This window comes from Paraburkholderia phenoliruptrix, from assembly GCF_047325075.1.
GTDB classification, from domain to species: domain Bacteria; phylum Pseudomonadota; class Gammaproteobacteria; order Burkholderiales; family Burkholderiaceae; genus Paraburkholderia; species Paraburkholderia phenoliruptrix.
The window spans coordinates 1014259-1032921 of sequence record NZ_CP168530.1 but is presented as its reverse complement, the minus strand read 5'-3'; the positions used below and the strand labels follow the sequence as shown (position 1 = coordinate 1032921).

Annotated in this window: 17 protein-coding genes; 6 read left to right on the top strand and 11 right to left on the bottom strand. The window is 65.0% G+C overall.

The genetic code is table 11. The features are described 5' to 3' along the window. The first annotated feature begins 167 nt into the window (after window positions 1-167). Window positions 168-917: a TetR family transcriptional regulator gene (locus ACEN8U_RS04580; RefSeq protein WP_310108637.1), complete on the top strand. Its 750-nt coding sequence runs from the start codon at window positions 168-170 to the stop codon at window positions 915-917. Between the two features lie 81 nt (window positions 918-998). On the opposite strand, the gene pcaC is transcribed toward ACEN8U_RS04580, so the two are convergent. From pcaC to ACEN8U_RS04555, 5 genes are all read right to left on the bottom strand, one after another. Beyond that, entirely contained in the window at window positions 999-1391 is a 393-nt protein-coding gene (pcaC, locus tag ACEN8U_RS04575; protein ID WP_013590799.1) for a 4-carboxymuconolactone decarboxylase, read from the bottom strand. Then, window positions 1388-2179, bottom strand: a complete 792-nt coding sequence (gene pcaD / locus ACEN8U_RS04570; RefSeq protein ID WP_014972285.1) for a 3-oxoadipate enol-lactonase — start codon at window positions 2177-2179, stop codon at window positions 1388-1390. Before pcaD ends, pcaC begins: the two co-directional genes overlap by 4 nt. A 5-nt stretch (window positions 2180-2184) precedes the next feature. Then, window positions 2185-3564: a 3-carboxy-cis,cis-muconate cycloisomerase gene (locus ACEN8U_RS04565; protein ID WP_310108640.1), complete on the bottom strand. Its 1380-nt coding sequence runs from the start codon at window positions 3562-3564 to the stop codon at window positions 2185-2187. A 133-nt stretch (window positions 3565-3697) separates the two neighbouring features. Beyond that, window positions 3698-4357 (bottom strand): 3-oxoacid CoA-transferase subunit B, encoded by a 660-nt coding sequence (locus ACEN8U_RS04560; RefSeq protein WP_013590802.1) that lies wholly within the window; start codon window positions 4355-4357, stop codon window positions 3698-3700. A 13-nt stretch (window positions 4358-4370) separates the two neighbouring features. Then, on the bottom strand, window positions 4371-5078 hold the full coding sequence (locus ACEN8U_RS04555; protein WP_310108643.1) for a 3-oxoacid CoA-transferase subunit A: 708 nt from the start codon (window positions 5076-5078) through the stop codon (window positions 4371-4373). 333 nt (window positions 5079-5411) lie between these two features. On the opposite strand from ACEN8U_RS04555, the gene ACEN8U_RS04550 reads away from it, so the two are divergent. Together ACEN8U_RS04550 and folE are read left to right on the top strand one after the other, a co-directional pair. After that, complete coding sequence (locus ACEN8U_RS04550; RefSeq protein WP_013590804.1) at window positions 5412-6341, top strand: LysR family transcriptional regulator; 930 nt, start codon at window positions 5412-5414, stop codon at window positions 6339-6341. A gap of 124 nt (window positions 6342-6465) precedes the next feature. Continuing rightward, window positions 6466-7104: a GTP cyclohydrolase I FolE gene (gene folE / locus ACEN8U_RS04545; RefSeq protein WP_310108646.1), complete on the top strand. Its 639-nt coding sequence runs from the start codon at window positions 6466-6468 to the stop codon at window positions 7102-7104. A gap of 84 nt (window positions 7105-7188) precedes the next feature. On the opposite strand, the gene ACEN8U_RS04540 is transcribed toward folE, so the two are convergent. Then, on the bottom strand, window positions 7189-8094 hold the full coding sequence (locus ACEN8U_RS04540) for a DMT family transporter (protein ID WP_310108649.1): 906 nt from the start codon (window positions 8092-8094) through the stop codon (window positions 7189-7191). A gap of 294 nt (window positions 8095-8388) precedes the next feature. Between ACEN8U_RS04540 and ACEN8U_RS04535 the strand changes: the two genes are divergently transcribed. After that, window positions 8389-9441, top strand: a complete 1053-nt coding sequence (locus ACEN8U_RS04535; protein ID WP_310108655.1) for a VTT domain-containing protein — start codon at window positions 8389-8391, stop codon at window positions 9439-9441. A gap of 56 nt (window positions 9442-9497) precedes the next feature. Here ACEN8U_RS04535 and ACEN8U_RS04530 read toward each other — a convergent pair whose 3' ends face one another. After that, a complete protein-coding gene (locus ACEN8U_RS04530) occupies window positions 9498-11078 on the bottom strand; it encodes a sensor domain-containing diguanylate cyclase (RefSeq protein ID WP_374725920.1) in 1581 nt (526 codons plus the stop codon). 111 nt (window positions 11079-11189) lie between these two features. Further along, a complete protein-coding gene (locus tag ACEN8U_RS04525) occupies window positions 11190-12071 on the bottom strand; it encodes a CHAD domain-containing protein (protein ID WP_310108661.1) in 882 nt (293 codons plus the stop codon). Between the two features lie 241 nt (window positions 12072-12312). Here ACEN8U_RS04525 and ACEN8U_RS04520 point away from each other — a divergent pair, with 241 nt between their 5' ends. After that, entirely contained in the window at window positions 12313-13899 is a 1587-nt protein-coding gene (locus ACEN8U_RS04520) for an inorganic phosphate transporter (protein WP_310108664.1), read from the top strand. Between the two features lie 135 nt (window positions 13900-14034). On the opposite strand, the gene ppk2 is transcribed toward ACEN8U_RS04520, so the two are convergent. Together ppk2 and ACEN8U_RS04510 are read right to left on the bottom strand one after the other, a co-directional pair. Continuing rightward, entirely contained in the window at window positions 14035-14961 is a 927-nt protein-coding gene (gene ppk2 / locus ACEN8U_RS04515; RefSeq protein ID WP_310108668.1) for a polyphosphate kinase 2, read from the bottom strand. Window positions 14962-15102: 141 nt separating this feature from the next. Further along, a complete protein-coding gene (locus tag ACEN8U_RS04510; RefSeq protein WP_368608045.1) occupies window positions 15103-15519 on the bottom strand; it encodes a VOC family protein in 417 nt (138 codons plus the stop codon). A gap of 162 nt (window positions 15520-15681) precedes the next feature. On the opposite strand from ACEN8U_RS04510, the gene ACEN8U_RS04505 reads away from it, so the two are divergent. Beyond that, on the top strand, window positions 15682-16716 hold the full coding sequence (locus ACEN8U_RS04505; RefSeq protein ID WP_310108675.1) for a S1C family serine protease: 1035 nt from the start codon (window positions 15682-15684) through the stop codon (window positions 16714-16716). Between the two features lie 111 nt (window positions 16717-16827). Here ACEN8U_RS04505 and ggt read toward each other — a convergent pair whose 3' ends face one another. Next, entirely contained in the window at window positions 16828-18561 is a 1734-nt protein-coding gene (gene ggt / locus ACEN8U_RS04500; protein WP_310108677.1) for a gamma-glutamyltransferase, read from the bottom strand. Window positions 18562-18663 lie beyond the last annotated feature (102 nt).

The window sequence follows — 18663 nt, the reverse complement described above, 5'->3', positions numbered from 1 at the left end:
TGCCGCGCTGCCTTAATCTACGCCGAAGCGGCGCGCCGCGCAGCGCTCGAAAGAGACTCGGCAGTATGCAACCCGCGCTGTATGATGAGGACGCCCGCATTCCCGCGTGAATGGCTGCGCGCGAGTCGAGGCCGTTCAACCACGCTAACGAAGAGATAAAGACCGCCATGAGTCCCACTGCCGCCCGCAAGCCGGGCGCCACCGGCATCCGCGCCAAACAGGCGCAGGACACGCGCGCCAAGATTCTGAAAGCGGCAATCAAGGTCTTCGCGAAACAGGGCTATGCGAGCGGCCGCGTGGAAAGCATCTCCAAGGCCGCGCGCTCGCACGACCGGATGATCTACTACTACTTCGGCAGCAAGGAGCAGCTATTTGTCGAAGTGCTGGAGACGATCTACACGCAATTCAATGAAGCGGAGAGCAGGCTCGACCTCGACCTGGACAATCCCGTGCGCGGTCTGGAGCAGATGGTCGAATTCGTCTGGCAGTACTACCTCGACCACCCCGAGTTCGTCACGCTGCTCTCGAGCGAAAATCTGCATCAGGGCAAGCATGCAAAGAAGTCGTCGAAGCTGAAGGAGATTTCCGGCTATGCGATTTCCGTCGTGCAGAAGCTGCTCGATGCGGGTAAGGCGCAGCGCGTGTTTCGCGCCGACATCCAGGCGCGCGACGTGTATCTGCTGATTGCGTCGCTCGGCTATTTTTATAACGCGAACCAGTACACGTTGGGCGCGTTTCTCGGCGAACCGCTGATGGACAAGGCGGCGCTCGCGCATTGGCGCGAAGTGATCAAAGACACGGTATTGCGGGCGGTGCGACTGCAATTGCCGGTTGATGTCGATGCAATGGTCGGCCATGACCCCGCCAATGCACACGCCGGCGCGAAAGGCCGCGCATTGGAAGGCCGCGCGATATAAAAAAACGCGCGCCGTGTATCACGGGCGCGCGTCGTGTCGGCATGACCTCGTTACGGAGAGCGAAGCATTCGAGCGAACCACTCAAGGCTTCGCCGCGGCATCGTCCTCGCGGAACAGTTTATCGGCGAGATGAAAGGCCGAGTTCGCCGCCGGCACGCCGCAATAAATCGCGGTTTGCAGCAGCACTTCCTTGATCTGCTCGCGCGTCACGCCGTTGTTCTTCGCGGCGCGCAGGTGCAACGCCAGTTCCTCGCTGCGATTGAGCGCAACCATCATCGCAATAGTGAGAAGACTGCGCGTATGTCGCGGCAAGCCGTCGCGCGTCCAGACTTCGCCCCACGCATAACGGGTGATGAAGTTCTGGAACTCTTCCGTCAGTTCAGTGCGATTGGCAAGCGAGCGGTCGACATGCGCATCGCCCAGCACCGCGCGGCGCACGCCGAGGCCGGCTTCATAGCGGTCTTCGTCGTTCATTTGGACTCCGTCAAAAAGTCGATGACTGTCTTCGTGAAAGCATCGGCCTTCTCGATGTTGGAAATATGCGAGGCGTCCAGTTCGACGTAGCGCGCGCCCGGAATCGCCTGGGCCAGTTCACGCCCTTGCGCGGGCGTGGCGGCGACGTCGTGCGTGCCGCTGATCACGAGCACCGGCAGCTTGATGCCGTGCGTTTCGGGGCGCAGGTCGGTGGCGTCGATTGCATCGCAGTTCGACGCATACCCTTCCTTGTCCGTATGCACGAACACGTCGCGGATCATGGCGAGCACCACCGGCTCACGCTCGATGTAGTCGGCGGTGAACCAGCGCGGCAACACGGCGTCGGCGAGTGCCACCATGCCTTCCGTGCGGGCGCGTGCGGCGCGCGGCACCCACACCTCCGGCGAGCCGATGCGCGCCGCGGTGTTCGCGAGCACCACCCGCTCGAAGCGGCTCGCATGGCGGGCGGCCAACGCGACGCCGGTAAGTCCGCCCATCGAGACGCCGCAGAAATTCGCGCGCGCGATCTTGAGCGTATCCATCAGGCCGAGGACGTCGCCCGCCAGCTGGTCGATCGTGTACGGTCCCTTGGGCGCTTCGGAATGGCCGTGACCGCGCGTGTCGTAGCGCAACACGCGGAATTGCTTCGACAGGGCCGCGACTTGCGGCGTCCACATGGAAAGATCGCTGCCGAGCGAGTTCGACAGAATCACCCACGGCGCGTTGCCGTGGCGGTCGCCGTCGATTCGATAGTGAAGCTCGGTGCCGTTGACTGCGGCGTAAGGCATGCCGGTTACTCCTTCGAGAGGGTGCGCTGCGAACGCGCGGAATGAAGCGCTAGCGCCGCATCCACATAAGCGTGCGCCTGGCCGACGTATTGAGCAGGATCGAGCAGTTGCTTCAGGCGCTCGCGAGAAAGATGTGCGGTCACGGCCGGGTCGGCAGCGAGCACGTCGAAAAGCGTCTGCCCCTGGCTGATCGCCGCTTTCGACGCCCGCTCGACGAGATGATGCGCATCCAGCCGGCCGATGCGATCGCCTAGCGCGAGCATCACCGCTTCGCCGAGAATCAGGCCATGCGTGACGTCGAGATTCGCGGCAAGCCGCGCCACGTTTACATTGAGGCCGCCCGCGATCTGTTCGATGTTGGCGAGCGCACCGCCGGCGAGGCGCGCGAGGTCGGGCAACGCATCCCATTCGGCCTGCCAGCCGCCGAGCGCGCGCTCGTGTTCCTGCACCATGCCCGCGAAGACGGTGGCGACGAGCCCCGGCGCGCGGGTGGCTGCCGTGAGCACGGCTGCGCAGCCGACCGGATTGCGCTTATGCGGCATGGTCGACGATCCGCCCTTGCCCGCCGCCGCAGGTTCAGCCAGTTCGTCGATTTCGGTTTGCATCTGCAGCGAAATGTCGCGTGCGATCTTGCCGAGCGTGCCGATCAGCATGCCGAAAAACGCCGCCGTCTCCGCAATGCGGTCGCGCTGCGTATGCCACGGCAACGCGGGCACAACGAGGCCGAGTTCCTGCGCGAGCGCGTCGGTAACCTGCGGCGCGGCCTCGCGCAGACTCGCGAGCGTGCCGGCCGCGCCGCCGAATTGCAGCACGAGCACACGTTCGCGCAATGCGTCGAGCCTTTCGCGGTGGCGCAGCAACGCGTCGAGCCATTGTGCGAACTTGAGGCCGAGCGTGATAGGCAGCGCCTGCTGCAGCCACGTGCGGCCGATCATCGGCGTCGCGCGATGCGTGGACGCGAGCTTCGCGACGGCATTGCACGCGGCTTGCAAACCGCTGTCGAGCAGATTGAACGTGTCGCGCAGTTGCAGCACCGTCGCGGTGTCGATAATGTCCTGGCTCGTCGCGCCCCAATGCACGTATTTCGACGCTTCCGCGTCGGCGGCTTTCACGCGCGCGGTGAGCTGCTTGACGAGAGGAATCGCGAGATTGCCGCCGAGCGCCGCGTCGCGCGCGAGCGCGTCCGCGTCGAGCTGATCGGCATGGCAGGCTGCTTCGATGGCGGGCACGGCCGCCGCAGGAATGACGCGATGCGCTGCGGAAGCGCGCGCGAGCGCTGCTTCCACGTCCAGCATGCGTTGCAGCGTGGCGCGCGGCGACCAGATGTCGTTCATCGGCTGCGTGCCGCAGAGAAGGCCGGTCAGCCGGCCGCTGGAGTCGAGCATGATGACTTCGATGATCGATGATTCTGATGAATGTAGCACTGCGCGCGGCAACGCGTGGCGCACCGCGGCATGCGAACCGCGGCGCAAATCCCTGCACCGGCCTGCGCGCGCATCAGTATGCGCTACAGCGCGCTCACGCCGCCCGCGCGGCTTGGGTACCGTCGATCAGCGGCACGCCCGTGAGTTTCAGCAAGGCGTCGAAGTCGATGTCGGAGAAAATTTCGCGCACGACGAGACCCTCTTCCGTCACGTCGATCATCGCCAGATCCGTATAGATGCGGTCGACGCAACCGACGCCCGTCACCGGATACGTGCACTCGGCGGTGATCTTGCTTTCGCCCTGCTTGGTCAGATGCTCCATCATCACGTAGACCTGCTTGGCGCCGATCGCGAGGTCCATGGCGCCGCCCACCGCGGGAATGGCATCCGGCGCGCCGGTGTGCCAGTTCGCGAGGTCGCCCTTTGCCGACACCTGGAACGCGCCCAGCACGCAAAAGTCGAGGTGACCGCCGCGCATCATCGCGAACGAATCGGCGTGGTGAAAAAACGCGCCGCCCGTAAGCAGCGTGACATGCTGCTTGCCGGCGTTGATCAGTTCGTCGTCTTCCTCGCCTTTGGCGGGCGCCGGGCCCATGCCGAGCAGGCCGTTTTCGCTGTGCAGGAAGATTTCCTTGTCGGCGGCGAGGTGGTTCGCCACGAGCGTCGGCACGCCGATACCGAGGTTCACATACGCGCCTTCGGGGATATCCTGGGCGACGCGCTTGGCCATTTCATCGCGGGTGAGTTTCTTCATGTCGGTCTCCGGTTCAGGCAGCGGCGTCGCGCGGATTGGCTTGCGGGGCATGGGCGGCTTGCGGCACTTCGATCACGCGCTGCACGAAAATGCCCGGCGTCACGATGTTTTCCGGGTCGAGCGCGCCGAGCGGCACGACTTCCGACACCTGCACGATGGCCGTCTTGGCCGCACTCGCCATGATCGGCCCGAAGTTGCGCGCGGTTTTGCGATAAACGAGGTTGCCCCAGCGGTCGCCCTTATACGCCTTGATCAGCGCGAAATCCGCATGCAGCGGCGACTCGAGCACGTAATGCCTGCCGTCGATCAAACGGGTTTCCTTGCCTTCGGCGAGCTTCGTGCCGTAGCCGGTCGGCGTGAAAAATCCGCCGATGCCCGCGCCCGCCGCGCGGATGCGCTCGGCCAGATTGCCCTGCGGCACGAGTTCGAGCTCGATTTCGCCGGCGCGATAAAGCGCGTCGAACACATACGAATCGGTTTGGCGCGGGAACGAGCAGATGATCTTGCGCACGCGCTTCGCCTTCAACAGCGCGGCGAGGCCGATCTCGCCGTTGCCGGCATTGTTGTTGACGATGGTGAGCTCGCGCGCGCCCTGCTCGATCAGCGCGTCGATGAGTTCCGACGGCATGCCGGCCGTGCCGAAGCCGCCGATCATGACGGTCGCGCCGTCGTGGACGTCGGCGACGGCCGCTTGAAGTGACTCGAAAATCTTGTTGATCATGTCGAATTTCCTTGAGAGGCGCCGGTCGGCTCACAGCCGGTTTGTTCGCTCATTTGTTCGCCCATTTGTTCGTATAGTGAACACTGATTCGATTAGCGAACGATTCGGCGATTATGGTTGCGCTTGCGCTGCATTGTCAAGGCGCGGACTTTCCCTTAATCATAGGTTGCCGCGCGGTGGACGGCGCGCCGCGTGGCTGTCCCGCGGCGCCGTCGCTGACTCAATGCAAGGAAAGAGCAAAAGAAAACCCCACTATCGCGTAAGGCGATTCTTCCGCTATGCTTTATCGCTATATCGAATAGCGCCTCGCGGCCCTCGTCGTAGAACCCACCCATGTCGGACAACACGCTCGATCTGAACCTGATCCCTTATCTCGTGGCGATGGAGGACACCCGCAACGTGAGCCGCGCGGCCGAGCAGCTGGGCGTGAGCCAGCCGCGCGTCAGCACGGCGCTTGGCCGGCTGCGCGAGTATTTCGACGACCCGCTGTTCGTGCGCACGTCCAAAGGCATGGAGCCCACGCCGCGCGCGCTCGCGATCCTGCCCGCCGCGCGCGACGCGCTTCTGCGAATCGAAAAAGGCATGCTCGACGTGCAGGACTTCGATCCACAGACCAGCACGCATACCTTTTCAATCGCGCTCTCCGATGTCGGCGAAATCGTCTTCTTGCCGCGGCTCCTGCAGCTTTTCGCCGAGCGCGCGCCGCATGCCAACCTGCGCTCCGTGTCGCTGCCGCCCTCGCATGTGGAACGCGGGCTCGAATCCGGCGACGTGGATCTCGCGGTTGGTTACTTTCCGGACCTGGCGGGCAACAACTTCTTTCAGCAGCGGCTCTTCACGCACCGCTTCATTTGCCTGATGCGCGCGGGTCACCCGCTCTCGCGGGCGCCGCTCACGCTCGCGCAGTTCGTGGCGTCGGGACATGCGGTCGTGCGCGCCGAAGGACGCAGCCAGGAAGTCCTCGAACAGTACCTCGTGAAAAAGCGCATCAAGCGACGCGCGGTATTGGAGACGCCGCACTTCATGAGTCTGCCGTTCATCCTCGCGCGCACGGATCTGATCGCCACGGTGCCGCATGCCATCGGCTTCGCGTATGTGTCCGAGCATGCGTCGATCACGCTCGTCGAGCCGCCCTTGCCGTTGCCGCGCTTCGATTTGCGGCAGCACTGGCATCGCAAGTTTCATAACGATCCGCGCGGCACCTGGCTGCGCGGCGTGGTGGCCGGGCTGTTCAACGACGCGCTCGACGAATGGCCGAAATGAAATCGTCAGCCCCGTGCCGCCCGAAGGGGCATCGGCACGGGCCGGCGTAAACATGGAACAATGACTGTACTCATGAACCCGCGCGCTCCCTCAGGGCCGACGCGCGATTCCGCAGGAGCGACGGATGACCAGCAGCAAAAGAGAAAACACCCCGCCCGCGGCCGCCAACGGCCGTCCGAGCCGCGAAGAAGCGGAAGCCGCCGTGCGCGTGCTGCTGCGTTGGGCCGGCGACAACCCGGAGCGCGAGGGTCTCGTCGACACGCCGGCGCGCGTGGTGCGCGCCTATGAAGAGTTCTTTGCCGGCTATCAGGTCGATCCGCGCGACATCCTCGCCCGCACGTTCTCGGAAGTGGACGGCTACGACGAGATGATCGTGCTGAAGGACATCCGCTTCGAAAGCTATTGCGAGCATCACATGGTGCCGATCATCGGCCGCGCGCACGTTGCGTATCTACCGGGGCATCGCGTGGTCGGCATTTCGAAGCTGGCGCGCCTCGTCGACGCGTTCGCGAAGCGTCTGCAGATTCAGGAAAAGATGACCGTGCAGATCGCCGATACGCTTAACGAGGTGCTGCAACCGGCGGGCGTCGGCGTGATTCTTGAGGCCGCGCATCAGTGCATGTCCACACGCGGCGTGCACAAAGCCGGCGTGACGATGGTCACCTCGCGCATGCTCGGCACGTTTCGCACGGATCCATCCACGCGCCGCGAATTCCTGTCGATTGTCGGCAACCCCGGCGCGATCGCCGTGCCGAACACCTGAGCGAACAGCACGGAGCACAGGCGACGCGGCGAGTTCGGGACGTGTACTGCGCGTGCTTCTCAGGCCCTGTGCTTCAGGTCGGCATCACGTGACCTTGCGCGTGCCGAACATTTGCCCGAACGTCGCGAGCATCACGGCACCCAGCACGCACGCCACGCCCGCAAGCTGCGCCGCACTGACCCGCTCGTGCAGCAGCAGCGCGGCGAGCGCCAACGCACTGACGGGCACGAGCGCTGTCATGAGCCCGGCTTCAGCGCCGCTCACGCGCGCCGCCCCTTCATACCAGAGAACAAAGCCGGCTACGGTCGGCACCAGCGCGTAATAGAGCACGCCGGTGAGCGCACCGGCGTCGAGCGGCATTTTCCAGGGCTGCTCGAAACAGGCCGGCACGATGCACACCGCGAGGCCGATCCCGCACATCAACGCGGAGAGCGGCAGCGGCGCGACCGGCGTGCGCAGCTTGCGGTTCAGCAGAATGAAAAGCGCCTCGCAGACAATCGCTGCAAACACCAGCAGGTTGCCGGCCACGGAGCCGCCTTCATGCGGCGCGGCGCTGCCACCCGGGTGCACGGTGCACGCGAGCACACCCGCCGTGGCGAGAACAATCGCGCCGAGCAGCGCGGGCGACGGACGCTCGCCCAGCGCCACCATGGCCACCAGCGCCGAAACCGCGGGCAAGGTGCCGGCAATCACGCCTGCATCGCCTGCCGAGGCCAGCTTCATGCCGCTGATCAGCAGCACCGTATAACCGACGCTGCCCGCCGCGGCCTGCGCGATCACGAGCGCGGTGTCGCGCGGATCAAGGCGCGGCCAGCGCACGCCGCGTCGGCGCATCACGAGTACGAACAGTGGAAAGGCAATCGCGAAACGCAGCGCCGTCGCGCTGAAGGGCGGCAACCCGGCGGCAATGGGCCTGCTCACCACCACCGTGCTGCCCACGCCGATCATGGCGAGCGCGCAGCAGATATAGCCGACATAGCGTGAGTTCATCGTGCATCTCCGAGACAAAGGGAACAGCACGCAGATTAGGCAGGCGGCAGAGCGAGGTCTTGAACGAAATTGCAGGCGCTCGCGCGGTGGCCCGGCTCGCGGTCCATCGAGTATCCTGAACGCCGCAGGGCGCGAGGCACCACGGGAACGGACTTTGCGTGAGCGAACCCGGCGACCGGCCACGCCGGCGCAGCCCGCTTGCCGGCAAGAAACGGGAAAATGAGGGAAACAGGTGGCGGAAAAAGCGGGAACGAAACGGGAAACAAGCGCGAAAGAAACAGAGGAGCCGCTCAATTGGTCGAGTTTCCGTCGTCGGCGGTTGCCACATGGGGCGGCGCGTTCGTCTTCGTCAACGTGCTGTTGACGCGCCTCGGCGTGCCGATCCCCGCCGTCCCCGTGCTGCTGTTCGCCGGTTCTGCGATTGCGGCGGGCACCCTGTCGTTCTGGCCGGTGCTGTGCGCGGCCGTGCTCGGCGCGCTGATCGGCGACGGCGTCTGGTTTACCGCCGGCCGTCTGTATGGCCGCAAGCTGATCGGCGTGCTCGGCCAGATGCTGCCTGCCGTCGATGCCCGCGTCGAGCAGGCGCGGACCCTCTTCGAGCGCTTCGGCGTGCCGCTCGTGTCGATCTCGAAGTTCGTGCCCGGCCTCGGACTCGTCACCCCGCCGCTGATGGGGACGACAGCCGTCGATGCCCGCATCTATGCGATCTGGGACCTCACCGGCGCGACCGCGTGGGCCACCTTCTGGCTGCTCGGCGGCGCGGCGGCGGAGCGGCAGTTGCACATGCTGTTTGCGTTCGTCCGCGCGCGCGGCGGCACCGTGATCGACCTGCTGATCGCCGCGGCGTTGCTGTATCTCGCGTACCGGCTCATGCAGCAGCGGCGCGCACGCCGTCATGCGGCCGCGGACGCCGCCAACGCACGAGCCTCGCTGCGCGCTCCCGGCCGCGAGGCGACGCCCAAGGTGCTCGACGCCCGCCCGCAGAGCGTGGCGCGCGAGCCCGCCTCGCCGATTCCCGGGGCGCTCGCACTCGACCCGCACTCGCCGGAACAACTCGACCTCGCCCTGCGCACCTACGACAGCGTCATCTACTGCGTATGTCCGGACAGCGCGACCGCCGCCGAGATCAGCGTGCGCATGCGCAATTACGGCTATACGCGGATTCGCGCGCTGCACGGCGGGTTGGAAGCGTGGCAGCGGCGCGGCTTTCCGGTGGGCCTGCTGCTGACGGACGACACAGGCTCGGGCACGCTCGCGCACTCACTCGCCGAATCCGCCGGCGACGCGGGTAACGCCGTGACACTGCGCGGCTTCGCGCCGCGAAGCCGCGCCGGCGCCGGCGCGTGAGGACGTGAGGACGTGAGGGCTGCATGTTTGTAGCGGCCTGTCAGGCTCGCTTTCGATCACGCCTGGGACGGCGAATCCTGCGCCTCCGAGCCCGCCGCCACCTGCCCGCCGGCCACGCGATTGCGTCCGGCCGCCTTGGCGAGGTAGAGCTGACGGTCCGCGGCGGCGAGCAGATCGAGCGCGTTCTCGCCTTGCGCCGGCACACTCGTCGCGCAACCCACGCTCACCGTGACCGTCCGGCTGCCGTCGCCCCCATGCAGAATGTCGTGCGTCTGCACCCTGCGGCGAATTTTTTCCGCGACCGCGAGCGCGCCGTCCGCCGACGTATCCGGCAGGATCACCGCGAACTCCTCGCCGCCGTAGCGCGCGACCACGTCCACCGCGCGACGTACCGTCGTGGCAATGCACTCGGCTACCGCACTCAGTGCCTCGTCGCCGCTTGCATGGCCATAGGTGTCGTTAAAGCGCTTGAAATGATCGATATCGATGAACAGCGCCGACAACGGCTGGCCCGTGCGCCGCGCGCGCCGCCATTCCTCGTCGAGGCGCCTGTCGAGCACGCGGCGGTTGGCGAGTCCGGTCAGCGGGTCGGTGGCGGCAAGACGCGTCAGCGCGGCCTGCGCCTGCAGTTTGCCGCGCAAGGCAAACGCGAGCAGCCACGACACCACCACGAACACCGCGCCGAACGTGAGCGTCAAGGCGCCGCTGATCAGGGCGCGGTGCCGCCACGGCGCGAGCACGTCGTCGACGGCGGGCGCGACGACCGCGATCAGCGGCGTGCCGGGCACGTGCGCGTACGTGTACATACGCTGCACACCGTCGACTGCGGAACTCGCCACATACGATCCGGCGCCTTCCGCGGCCATGCGGATGAAGGTCGGCGACCCGGCAATGCTCGCGCCGATATCGCGCGGCGAATAGGGCTTGCGGGCGATCAGCGTGCCGTCGTCCATCGCGATGAACACCGAGCCCTGCTTGCCGACGCTAATGCGCTCGAGCAGTCGCTGGAAATATTCGATGCGGATCGCGAGCAGCGCGACGCCGGCAAAGCGGCCGTGCTCGTCGTTGATGCGCCGCGTGAGCCCTATCGACAACTTGCCGTCGCGCACACGCGAGCGGAATGGATGCGACAGGTAAAGCCCCACCGCTGGATTGCGCTGATGAACGACGAAATAGTCGCGGTCGGTGAAGAAAACGTTCGCGTTGATCTCGCCGCTTTGCGAGGCGATGACCTCGCCCTTCGCACCGACGATATACGCGCCGCCGAGATAAGCGGCCGTCGTCGCGCGGTCGAACAGCACCGCGCGCTGCACGTTGGGCGGCAGGCCCGCGCTCAGGTGATGCTCGGCGCCGTCCACCATTGCCTGCAACGAAAGCGCGTAGATCTCGACGTTTCTTTCAAGGTCGCCGGACACGGTCGACACGAGGTTCTGCGAGGTTTCGCGCGCATGGTCGAGCGCGTCGGTACGGCCATTGAAGAGCGTCAGCAGCGTGAGACCCGCCATGGCGAAGGCCACGAGCGTGCCGGCGAGACCGGCCAGCACCGGATGATTGCCCACATAACGTGCGACGCCGGCTCCTGCATGCCGCACATTCCTGCGCCAGCGGCGCCCCTGCGATTGCGCTCGATGTGCCACCTGCGCGTTGCCTCCCTTGCCAGCGGGTCCGCAGCAAGGCGTGCGGACCGCCATCCCATGTTATTGACAGGCGCGCGCTTTGTCTGCCGCGTGCCCCGCCGCCTTCACGCGTCACAGCTTGCGCAGCAATCCGGCGGCCGAACGCATGCGGCGTTTGCGCTCCTTGTGAAACCAGTGCAGCACGCCCTCGGTGTCGCCCGACCCGGCGAGCAGACTCGCGTTGTCGCGCAGCAGCATTTCACTTGCGACAATATCGTTTAGCGCGCCGAAACGTTTTTGCACCTGCTTCAGACGCTTGAGCGTGCGCTTGTGGCTGCCGCTTAACACCGGCTCGAAAAATTCGAGCAGATAGCGCAGCTTTTTGCCGGCTTTCCTTACGTCGTGAAAGGCCGCGTAGTTCGAGCGCCTGGCGCGGCGGGCGCGTTTCGCGCGCTTCATCAGCGAACGCTCCGACGCGGCCACCCGCTTGCTCGCGAACTTGTGCAGCGGCACCCGTTCGTGTGCCGTGTTGATGTCGGTGGATGCGCTTGTCAGCGCTTCGCGCAGCAGGTGCTTGACGTCTGCATTGGTCAGCGTCTCGCGGCTGGTTGTGAGCGCGTTGCCGCGCGCTTCTTCGAGCGTGGGGGTCAAGCTGTTGGCGGCCACGTCTTCATGCCGGATCAACTCGATCAGGATGTCCCAGTCACGCGTTTTTCCCGCCGCATTCGCAAGATATTTGTAGAGCGCGCGTTGCCGCGTGTTTTCGCCTTTCTCGAGAAGCGGCGCGAACGCCCACCACAACGAGCGCAAACGGCGCAGCGAAACCCGCAGCTTGTGCAACGCTTCCGGCGAGGGATCGTCGCGCACCGCATTGGCGTACGCGATCGCGTCGCTAACGAGCGGCGCCGCATACGACGCGAACGCGGCCTGGGCCGTGGGCTCGGGCGGATTGGAACCGGCGGGCGAGCTGCCGCCGTCCGTCTTACGACTTTCCCTGTGACCGTCACGCTTCATCGAGACTCCTGGAAAGTGCTGCGCGTCTTTCCAGCGTAGCAAAAAAGATTCCCGTTCGCTGCAAGAAGCCTGCAGGAAGGCCGCATGAAGGCCGCCTGAGGGCGGCAAAATCGAGGCGCGGGCCGCCACGCGCCCAAGCGAAGAACCCGCCTGGCGGAAAGCGGCTTACGGCTGTCATCGTACCGACACACGCCCCCAGCAGGATCGGAAGTTCCGCGACATTTCTCCAGGGGCACACGTCATGCCGGAACTTTCGTACCCGCAATCCAGCGGGGTAAGTGGCAAGGGGCGCAACCTCGGCCTCGTGATTTTCCTCGCCGTGATCGTAGTCGGCATCGGCTATTGCAGCATGCAACTGGTGGGCGACCTGCAACCCGTGCGCGAAGGCTCGATCCTGCCGTACCTGCTGCTCGGCGTCGCGCTTTTGATCGCCCTCGGATTCGAGTTCGTCAACGGCTTTCACGATACCGCGAATGCGGTCGCGACCGTCATCTACACGCATTCTCTCGCGCCGAATCTGGCGGTGGTGTGGTCGGGCACATGGAATTTTCTGGGCGTGCTGACCTCGAGCGGCGCGGTCGCGTTCGGCATCCTGCAACTGCTGCCGGTCGAACTGATTCTGCAAGTCGGCAGCAGCGCCGGCTTTGCGATGGTGTTCGCGCTGCTGATCGCGGCGATCATCTGGAACCTCGGCACATGGTATTTCGGCCTGCCGTCGTCGAGCTCGCATACGCTGATCGGCTCGATCATCGGCGTGGGCCTGATGAACCAGCTGATGCATGGCGTGAACGGCACGAGCGGCGTGGACTGGAACCAGGCGCTCGGCGTCGGCAAGTCGCTGCTGTTTTCGCCGCTCGTCGGCTTTCTCGCGGCCGGCCTGTTGCTGATGATCCTGAAAGCCGTGGTGCGCATTCCCGCGCTGTACGCCGAGCCGAAAGGCAAGGAGCCGCCGCCGTTCTGGATTCGCAGTCTGCTGATTCTCACATGCACGGGCGTCTCGTTTGCCCACGGTTCGAACGACGGCCAGAAGGGCATGGGCCTCATCATGCTGATTCTGATCGGCACGGTGCCGACAGCCTATGCGCTGAACAAGGCCGTCACGCCCGCCGAAACGCAGACCTTCGTGGCGGTCGCCGAGCAAACCTCCGCGGCACTCGCGCGATATGCCAACGGCGCGCCGCCGTCGGCGAATCCGCGCGCCGACGTCGAGGCCTATGTGCGCACGCGTCAGCTCACGCCCGCCACCTTGCCCGCGTTGAAGCAGTTGACGGACCTGATCGCGCAGCAGGTTCGCGCGTCCGGCTCGATGGCCGCCGTGCCGCAAGGCATCGTCGATAACGTGCGTAACAACATGTACGTCGCGTCGGAGGCGATTCGCCTGATGGACAAGGCGAAGCAACCGGCCTTCGCGCCGGAAGACGCCAAAGCCATCACGAACTTCAAGGCGCAGACGGATCACGCGACCAAATTCATTCCGACGTGGGTCAAGGTCGCGGTGGCGATCGCGCTGGGCATGGGCACGATGGTCGGATGGAAGCGTATCGTCGTGACGGTCGGCGAGAAGATCGGCAAGCAGCATCTGACGTATGGACAGGGCGCATCGGCGGAACTCGTCGCAATGATGACGATCGGCGCCGCTGACATGTATGGGCTGCCGGTTTCGACCACGCATGTGCTGTCTTCAGGCGTGGCCGGCACCATGGCGGCCAACGGCTCGGGTTTGCAATGGGCGACGGTGCGCAGCCTGGTGCTCGCGTGGGTGCTGACGCTGCCCGCATCGATCGCGCTTGCGGCAGGGTTGTACTGGGCGTTTCGGGCTGTGTTTTGAGGAGTCAGCGGCGCTTGACGAGGGGCGGCATCTGAGTCGATAGAGTTTAAGTCCGATGGGGTCAAGTCGATCAAGTTGCGGCGCTGCTGCCCGACGAACACGAGCGGCTTCGTCGCTCGCCCTGACCGACACCGCTCAATACACCTCAGGCACAATCATCGAAGCCGGCACCGGCTGCCGGCTGTACTCGTCGTGATAAACACGCGCGGGCAACTCCACGCGCGGATGCTCGATCTCGTGATACGGCACCTGACTCAGCAGATGGTGAATGCAGTTCAGGCGTGCGCGCTTCTTGTCGACCGCCTGCACCACCCACCACGGCGCCTCGGGAATGTGCGAGCGTTGCAGCATCACCTCTTTTGCCTGCGTATAAGCCTCCCAGCGGCGGCGGCTTTCCAGATCCATCGGGCTCAGCTTCCATTGCTTCAGCGGATCGTGAATGCGGTTCTGGAAGCGGATTTCCTGCTCCTCGTCGGTAATGGAGAACCAGTACTTGACGATCTGCACGCCGCTGCGCACCAGCATCTTCTCGAACTCGGGCACCGAGCGGAAAAACTCTTCGTATTCCTCGTCGGTGCAGAAATTCATCACACGTTCGACGCCCGCGCGGTTGTACCAGCTGCGATCGAACAGCACCATTTCGCCGCCGGCCGGCAGATGCGAGACATAGCGCTGGAAATACCATTGGGTGCGCTCGCGATTGTTTGGCGCCGGCAGCGCCGCGACGCGGCACACGCGCGGATTGAGCCGCTGCGTGATGCGCTTGATTGCGCCGCCCTTGCCCGCGGCATCGCGTCCCTCGAAAATCACCACCAGCCGATGCCCCGTCTGCACGATCCAGTCCTGCAGCTTGACGAGCTCGCCCTGCAAACGGAACAGCTCGCGGAAATACATCTTGCGTGCTTCGCGGTGCTCGCGCGTGAAGGCCTCCGGACCGTCGAGGATGCGGTCGTCGACCTCCATTTCGAGTTCCTCGTCGTACGCGTCGATCAGGTCTTCCTCGAAACGGCGTTGCCGCTCGATCAGCAACTCGGCCTCAGGTTTCGGGTCCTGCTCTTTCATTGCGGCTCTCCTGGCGACGGAAATAATCGGGCGCGCGGCGGTATGCGCGACGCGGACGCGCCCGATTATCGGTGCGTCCGGTGTCAGCCGTGTTACCGTTCAGCCGCTTCATGATAGCGAGTTTTCCGCCGGCACTCGCGGCTAGCGCAGCGGTTTCGCGAAGCTGAGCTCGTGTCCATCCGGATCGGTGAGGTGAAAATAGCGCTCGCCCCAAGGCGCGTCAGACGGCACGAACGACGGCACGAAGCCCGCCGCCAGCGCCTTGCGATAAATCGCGTCGACATCCGATACGTAGACGATCACGCGCCCCCACCAGTTGACCGGCGCGCGCGGGTCGGCGATCAGGTTCAGATACGTCCCGCCGAACGCAAACGACGTGAAATCAGCCTCTTCACCGCCGAACTTGAGCGGAAAACCAAGGGCCTCGTAGAAACGCACCGCTTGCCGCATGTCGGCGGTGGCAAGCGTGATCGCGCTCAGCGACTCGATCCGCGGTTCGCCGGGCGCGGTGCCGGAAGACGTTGCGGAAGCATCGGAAGACGTGGCGGACGGGTTCATGATGACTCCCTGATGTGGCGTGACGGGCCGTGAATGGCCCGCTCATCATCTGCTATTGCAAAGTGTCTCACACAGCGCGATCCCGCCACGCGCGCGCCGCTTTACCCTTGAAAACGCCGCGCACGCCCCGCATCTGCGGATCCGTTTATCCGGAGCATCGCCATGGGAAGCCGTCCACGCTTCATCGATGACCTGTCGCGCGCCGCATCCGACGCCCCCGGGCCGAACCCCCTGACCCCGCTATCCGACGACGCCCTGCTCGACGCCTACTCGCGCACCGTGATCGGCGCGCTCGAGCGCGTGCAGCAGGCCGTCGCCTTCATTTCCGTCGAACGCCGGCTGGCCGCCGCCGCAGCGGGCCGCGCGCGCGGCGGCACAGGCTCGGGCTTTATTTTCACCCCTGACGGCTATCTGCTCACCAATAGCCATGTCGTGCACGGCGCAACGCACATTCAGGTGACGCTGGCCGACGGCGCCAAATTCGACGCCGATCTGGTCGGCGACGATCCCGGCAGCGATCTCGCCGTGCTGCGCATCGGTTCGCCGGAGCCGCTGGCGCACGTCGAACTCGGCGATTCGTCGAAGCTGCGCGTGGGACAAATCGCCATCGCCGTCGGCAATCCGCTTGGCCTCGCGCAAACGGTGACGACGGGCGTCGTGTCGGCGCTCGGCCGCTCGCTGCGCTCGAATTCCGGCCGCATGATCTATGACGTCATCCAGACCGATGCCGCGCTCAATCCCGGTAACTCGGGCGGCCCGCTGATCAATTCCGCGGGGCAAGTCATCGGCGTGAACACCGCGATCATTCCCGGCGCGCAGGCCATCTGCTTCGCCACCGCAATCGACACCGCCAAGTGGGTGATCATGCAGATCTTCGCGCACGGCCGCGTGAGGCGCGCGTATATCGGCGTGGCGGGCACGACCACGCCGCTGTCGCGCCGCGTGCAGCGCTATTTCGGCTTGACCGCGCAAAGCGCCGTGCACGTGATGGAAATCGTTAAAGGCAGCCCGGCGGCGACGGGCGGTCTGCGCACTGACGACACCATCGTCGCCGTCGGCTCGCAACCCGTGCAGGATGTGGATGCGCTGCAACGCACGCTCGACGCCTCGCGCATCGACAAGCCCGTCAACGTGACGGTGCTGCGCGGCGCGCAGCGGCTCGAACTGACGGTGACGCCCGTCGAACAGACCAGCTGATTTCCGCACGAAAAAAAGACCTCGGGCTCTTTCGAGCGCGAGGTCCTGTGCTGATCGCCTTGCGACGGCACATCGCGGCGGATGCGCCGTCATACGCGCCTTAAGCAAGGCCTACTGAATGATCCGCGTCACGCCGCGGCCGCGCGGATCCGCCGCCGGCTCGGGCGTATTGTCGTTGATCTTGATTGCCTGAATGTCGCCGTTGAAATTCTGCGCCTTCAGGTTATAGCCCTTCGCCTCCACCTGTTTCGCGAGCTCGCCGTTGATGGGCATGTACGGCTCCCAGAAAATCGTGTTCGGCGGCAGCAACTGGTGATGGAAACGCATCGCGGCAACTGCGTCCGGCAGCGGCATGTTGAAGTCGTAGATGTTGTTGATCACCTGGAAGATCGACGTGAAAATGCGCGACCCACCCGGCGTGCCGATCACGAGCGACACCTTGCCGTCCTTCGTGAGGATGGTCGGGCTCATGGAAGAGAGCGGGCGCTTTTTCGGTTCGATCGAGTTGGCGTCGCTGCCCACCACGCCGAACATGTTCGCCACGCCCGGCTTCGCCGAGAAGTCGTCCATCTCGTCGTTCAGCACGATGCCCGTGCGATCCGCGACCACGCCCGAACCGAAGTAGCCGTTGATCGTGTAGGTGTTCGACACCGCGTTGCCCCACTTGTCGACCACGGAGAAATGTGTGGTCTCGGCCTTCTCCGGCATCGACGTGCCGAGGCCCGGCTGCACGCTCTTGGTGTCCGACGGCGTGTCGGGATTGACTTCGGCGGCGCGCTTCGCGATGTACGGGTCGTCGGTCAGTTGCGCAACCGGCACCTTGTAGAAGTCGGGATCGCCGAGATATTGCGCGCGGTCGGCGAACACGCGCTTCTCGATTTCCGCGATCAGATGAATGTATTGCGGCGAATTGAGCGGCACGTCCTTGAAGTCCGACGCAAGATCGGCCTTCATTTTCAGCAGTTGCACGAGGCCGATGCCGCCCGAGCTCGGAGGCGGCGCGGTGTACACGCGGTAGCCTTTCCAGTCGGCCTGGATGGGCTGACGCCACACGGCCTTGTACTGCTGCAAATCGGCCTTTGTGATGAGGCCGTGACCGCGCATGGATTCCGCGATCAGATCGGCGGTCTTACCCGAATAGAAATCTTTCGCGCCCTGGTCGGCAATGCGCTGCAACACGGCGGCAAGATCCGGCTGCTTGAAGTTGACGCCCTGCTTCATCTCGCCGAAATAGGTGTCGAAGTTCGTCTTGCCGGCGAATTCCTTGGCGGCCGCATCGCGGCGCTCCTGCAGTTGCTCGCTGACCACGAAGCCGTCGCGCGCGTAGTGGATGGCGGGCGCGAGCACCTGCTTCCACTTGAGCTTGCCGAAGCGGCGCTGTGCCTGCCACATGCCGTCCACCGTGCCGGGCACGCCCACCGCGCGATAGCCGTACAGGCTCATGCCTTTGATGACCTCGCCCTTGTCGTCGAGATACATGTTCTTCGTGGCCGCCAGCGGCGCGCGCTCGCGATAGTCGAGGAAGTACGGCTTGCCGGCCACATACAGCGTCATGAAACCGCCGCCGCCGATGTTGCCCGCTTCCGGATAGGTCACGGCCAGCGTAAAGGCAATGGCGACCGCGGCATCGACCGCATTGCCGCCCTCCTTGAAGATCTGTTCGGCGGCATCGGCGCTGTATTCGTCGGCGACCGCAATCGCGGACGCAGTCAGTACAGGCGGCTGCGCTTTCGCGGGCGGCTTCGCGACGGCCGGCGTGGCCTCCAGAAAGCCGAAGGAAACAGACAACACTGTGGCCAGCGCAAATACGCTGGCGGACGCTCTGGCGTTGCGGAACAACTTCATTGATATCCCCCAAGACGACTGTTTCACCTGACGATAACTACAGCTGCCTTGGGCTTATAACATGTGAAGCGCCTCCTTGCGAAGCCGCGCATTTCCGAATGG